Genomic DNA, 4238 nt, shown 5'->3' on the forward strand with positions numbered 1-4238 from the left:
TCAACGGGAGCATGGGAGCGGTTATCCCTTAGTAGACTTGCACGCCTTAGCCAGACGCGATATTTCTCTTAAGATTTACAAGAAAGACTACCGCTATCATTGCTTGGTTTTCGCGTTGGCAATAGTCTTAATTCAATACTTAATATCGTATTATATATCAAGTGGGCGATTTTATTAACTCACTTATGTCAATGCTTGTAAGCATAAGTATAGTTTTGTCTATAAAATAGCCAGCTTAGGACTAGCTCTCCTATAGGTTCTACGTTAAAGCCATGTTTGGCTTGCAGTCAATTTCTCAATATTTTGGCAAATTTTGTAATATCACTTAACAATAGTTATTTTAGTTACGAGGTCTCACGTACTTAGAGGATGTTTGATAAGTTTTCAACAGGTAATTTTTATCTTAGGGAACAGGGAACACCGGAACAGGGAATGGGGAATGAGGAATGGGGAATGGGGAATGGGGAACCGAAACAATCAAATCCAATCCCCTCCCCTTACAAGGACAAGACAAGGTGGACAAGGTGGACAAGGTGACCACCGGAGAAAAACAGTACAAAGTCTGTATTCTTAGTAAGAAAAATAGCCCATTAAAAGACCATTGTCCGTATAAAATCTTCTTTGTCCACTTTCCTTCCTTGTCTTCGGTGGTCTTGCCTTCACAGATCATATTAAAAACCTACCCTTGTAAGGAAGGGGGTGGGGTGAAACAATAGTTGATACACTAATCATGACTTGACAAACATCCTCTTAGGCCTAGGAACCTCCCCCGCTGGAAGAAATCAATAACTCATCAGAGTCCTTGTGAGGTGAGAATACTTCTAGCTATGGTCAGTCCCAACAGCACAATAGATTAGTTTGTACTTATCAAAGGATATGGCGGGGGATATTAAATAATAACCGACGGTAGTTTTGTATTAAAAACGACAATTTTTATGATATCCGGGGACTAAAATAAATTAAAGTCAAGGAATAACTACAAATCCAGCCTAGCTGGAACCAAGGTTACACCCTGCTTGTAACTGCCAAAGTAGAATTACAACTACTGAGCAGTTTCTCACACATAAATTTAAATTTAATCTGGGGGATCACTATTTTGAAGAGCAAGAACTAATAAGTATAAGTTAAGGGAATACCATTTTTATATTTTCTTTGTTATTTTGTATTTAACGGGACAGTTATTCATTATCCAGTGAGCTAAATATAAAGTGAGTGAACTATTTACCAGGAAAGTCTATGCAAATTACTCACTTTGTGATTGTCCCCGTTTGATTTATCAACACAAGACAAATCCCAGATATACATGGCATGGTAAAATTCCCAATCGGCAAATAGTTTATCAATACAAGGAACACCTTGGTCAGAACTATGGTTAAGACAAATAATCAGCATATTATCCTACCTGCTTTTATCAAAGCTGTGGAAGTGGAAGCAAGTGACAATGTAGGTAGCCACAATAAATTTACTCCACGCAAATTCCACTTACTGCAACCATTACGTAAAAGGCTAGACAACATTGAAATTAAAAATCGCGACTTTGCTCACTTTATTGCTAAAATGATTCCGGCTCAGTGTCCTTTCGAGCGCGACCTTATCCTATTTGGGCGCAAAATAGCCCACATCCCCCCTCTGTGTAAGCTTAATCCACTGTATGATGAATTTGTCGGCTTACGCTTTCGCGCTTTGTGTTATTTAGTAGATGAGTGTGGAGAGGACATTCAATCCTACTGCTAAATCCTAACCGAGAAAACATGGTATGGAAATTAAAATTGAGCATCAACCAAGTCAACTACGCCTCAACCAGTTGGGTGTGTTTCAGTGGGCAATTTGGCAGAAAGAAATATCCAAATTTACCTGGACTTATGATACTCAAGAAACTTGTTATTTTTTGTTAGGTGATGTCGTTGTTACCCCCGATGGTGGACAACCAGTGAAAATAGGAAAGGGTGATTTAGTGACTTTTCCGGCTGGTATGTCTTGTATATGGGAAATCACCAGCGACGTGAAAAAACATTACTGTTTTGATTAGTTAAGAGTCAAGAATCATGAATTAATTTCCTGGTCTTTTGGTTTCTTTTCTTCTCCAGAATGCAAACATCTCCACAGTGACTAGGAATTAAATAGAAGCATAGGAGACACAGCAGCACTATGTCTCCTATAATTTTTATAACCAAAATGCCGAAAACTCTTGAGAAACAGGGGGATCACGCCGTATTCCGTACTTTAGTAAGGTATGTTCGCGCAGCGTCTCCCCTTGGGAGAAGGCTATTTAATGCGTTTACGCCTCAGTCAGGACATATTTTCTAATTAAGCACTCTACATACTCACTAGCACTAACGCCTTCCCTTGCAGCTAATTCTTGCACAGAATGCCAAGCTGTATCAGTCAGCATAATACCCCGATGTTTTTTGACTTCATCGTAAAAAACAGGGGTATTTCTAACTCTTTTTTTACCTTTACCTGTTGACATATTAAGAACATCTACATATACTAATTACAGTATATTTAATATCAAGGAGGTGAGTCAAGTTGGTAGTTCTAGAGTACAAAGTCAAAGCTAAAAAGCTTCAATGCATGCCTATTGAGGAAGCTATTAAAACTACTCAGTTCATCAGAAATAAATGTCTGAGATACTGGATGGATGCAGCCAAAGAAGCAAAAATTAACAAGTTTGCTATGAATAAATATTCAACAGAACTACCCAACGAGTTTACATTTGTTGCTGACCGGGCGACAAAATAAGCTACAAGACAGACTCTATAAGCCTCATAGCTCTTAGATGTTGTTTGATAAGTTTTCAACCGGTAATTTTTATCTTAGGGAACACCGGAACACACCGAACACCCGAACAGGGAATGGAGAACACACCGAACACGGTATGGCTAACGCCACGCTATCGCTATCGACTTCGCTCACCGAACACACAAAAAACAATAAAATCCAGTCCCCTCCCCTTACAAGGGGAGGGTTAGGGTGGGGTAAAACAATATTTGATACACTAATCATACCTTTTAAAACATCCTCTTAGACCTTGTTGATCATGCTAGGGTTTATTGCAATTTAATTTCATTAATGTGGTGATTAAATCCATACAAGCATCCTTGAAATTGACCCAAGTTTGACCATATAAGCTGATATACAGCAGATTTCATCTAAGTGAGGTACAGTAAGGCCTACAGGATGCCCACCCCACAATAGTTTTACAATTAATATCTGTATTTTATCTAGGTAGAAACTGCTGTGAAAACTACTATGTCTCCCTTCCGTTCTACCATGTTCTTTGAGCCGACTAATATATTTCTGTATTCCTTTACCTTTGATTTGTTGACCCTGAATTGTGGTAGAGGAGTAAGCGATAGCGAAGCGCTGCTGCAAGCAGATCGCTATCAAGCAAACTAGAGAAATAAATTGTTCACCAGTTAGATTAGTATCCTCTAAATTATAGCCTCCTTTTTTAAAATCTCTAACCATTTCTTCAATATCAAATCTTTGTTTATAGGCAGAAATAGCCAATTCTAACGCATCAAGATTCATTAAGATAAACCATCCTTCTTTCGGTGCTACTCCGTTGATTTTACTTGTCCATTTACAAGCAATGTTAAAGCTTATAAAACCGTGAGTCTTTGTGACATTCACACCTTTAAGAAAAAATGATCAACCTGGTGCTAATTCCAGACTATTTAAGTCCAGAAAAATATATTTTTAAACCTCTACAAATTCGTTATTTTTTATTTAATCGCAATTCCCTGTTACATATTCAATAAAACTCAAAAAATGTGTACATCATGAGCATGGTAAATGCTATATTTCTTTTTTCTGATTATCCTGAACATAATTTCAGATATTACTCCTGTTGTTTGATAAAAAAGTCATTTTTTATTCTTCTTTCAAAAAATACTTGTATTTTGAATATATTTTGAATATATATAATTTCCCAAGTTAAAATGCAAGTATAAATGACAAGCATCAAAAGTTGATCATGCTAACTGAAGATAATTTACAAAGTCTGCAAGAGGTTGTGGCAATTTGGAATGAGTGGAGGCGGAAATATCAAGGTGCAGAAGCTAACTCCTGTGGTGCCAAGCTGGTTAACGCTAACCTAAGTTACGCAAACCTAAATGGGGCTGACTTACATCGCGCTAACTTGAGAGGAGCTAACTTAAAAGGGGCGAATCTGAGCGGGGCGAATCTGAGCGGGGCGAATCTGAGCGGGGCGAATCTGAGCGGGGCGAATCTGA

3 protein-coding genes and 3 pseudogenes are annotated in these 4238 nt (G+C 38.0%); 4 read left to right on the plus strand and 2 right to left on the minus strand.

The genetic code is table 11. The features are described from left to right. The first annotated feature begins 1368 nt into the window (after positions 1-1368). Both PN457_RS03920 and PN457_RS03925 read left to right on the plus strand, forming a co-directional pair. The gene (locus PN457_RS03920; RefSeq protein ID WP_271731464.1) at positions 1369-1734 is read left to right on the plus strand and encodes a Mo-dependent nitrogenase C-terminal domain-containing protein; all 366 of its coding nucleotides are present in this window, start codon (positions 1369-1371) and stop codon (positions 1732-1734) included. A 22-nt stretch (positions 1735-1756) separates the two neighbouring features. Beyond that, complete coding sequence (locus tag PN457_RS03925; protein WP_271731465.1) at positions 1757-2029, plus strand: cupin domain-containing protein; 273 nt, start codon at positions 1757-1759, stop codon at positions 2027-2029. Between the two features lie 249 nt (positions 2030-2278). Here PN457_RS03925 and PN457_RS03930 read toward each other — a convergent pair whose 3' ends face one another. Beyond that, positions 2279-2470, minus strand: coding sequence for a ribbon-helix-helix protein, CopG family (locus PN457_RS03930; protein ID WP_271731466.1), 192 nt, complete (start codon positions 2468-2470; stop codon positions 2279-2281). Between the two features lie 59 nt (positions 2471-2529). On the opposite strand from PN457_RS03930, the pseudogene PN457_RS03935 reads away from it, so the two are divergent. After that, positions 2530-2727, plus strand: a pseudogene (locus PN457_RS03935) (RNA-guided endonuclease TnpB family protein); the annotation flags it as partial. 516 nt (positions 2728-3243) lie between these two features. Here PN457_RS03935 and PN457_RS03940 read toward each other — a convergent pair. After that, positions 3244-3732: pseudogene (locus tag PN457_RS03940) on the minus strand (transposase family protein); the annotation flags it as partial. A 331-nt stretch (positions 3733-4063) separates the two neighbouring features. On the opposite strand from PN457_RS03940, the pseudogene PN457_RS03945 reads away from it, so the two are divergent. Then, positions 4064-4238 (plus strand): annotated as a pseudogene (locus tag PN457_RS03945) (pentapeptide repeat-containing protein); the annotation flags it as partial.

Source organism: Anabaenopsis arnoldii (assembly GCF_028331025.1).
Taxonomy (GTDB): domain Bacteria; phylum Cyanobacteriota; class Cyanobacteriia; order Cyanobacteriales; family Nostocaceae; genus Anabaenopsis; species Anabaenopsis arnoldii.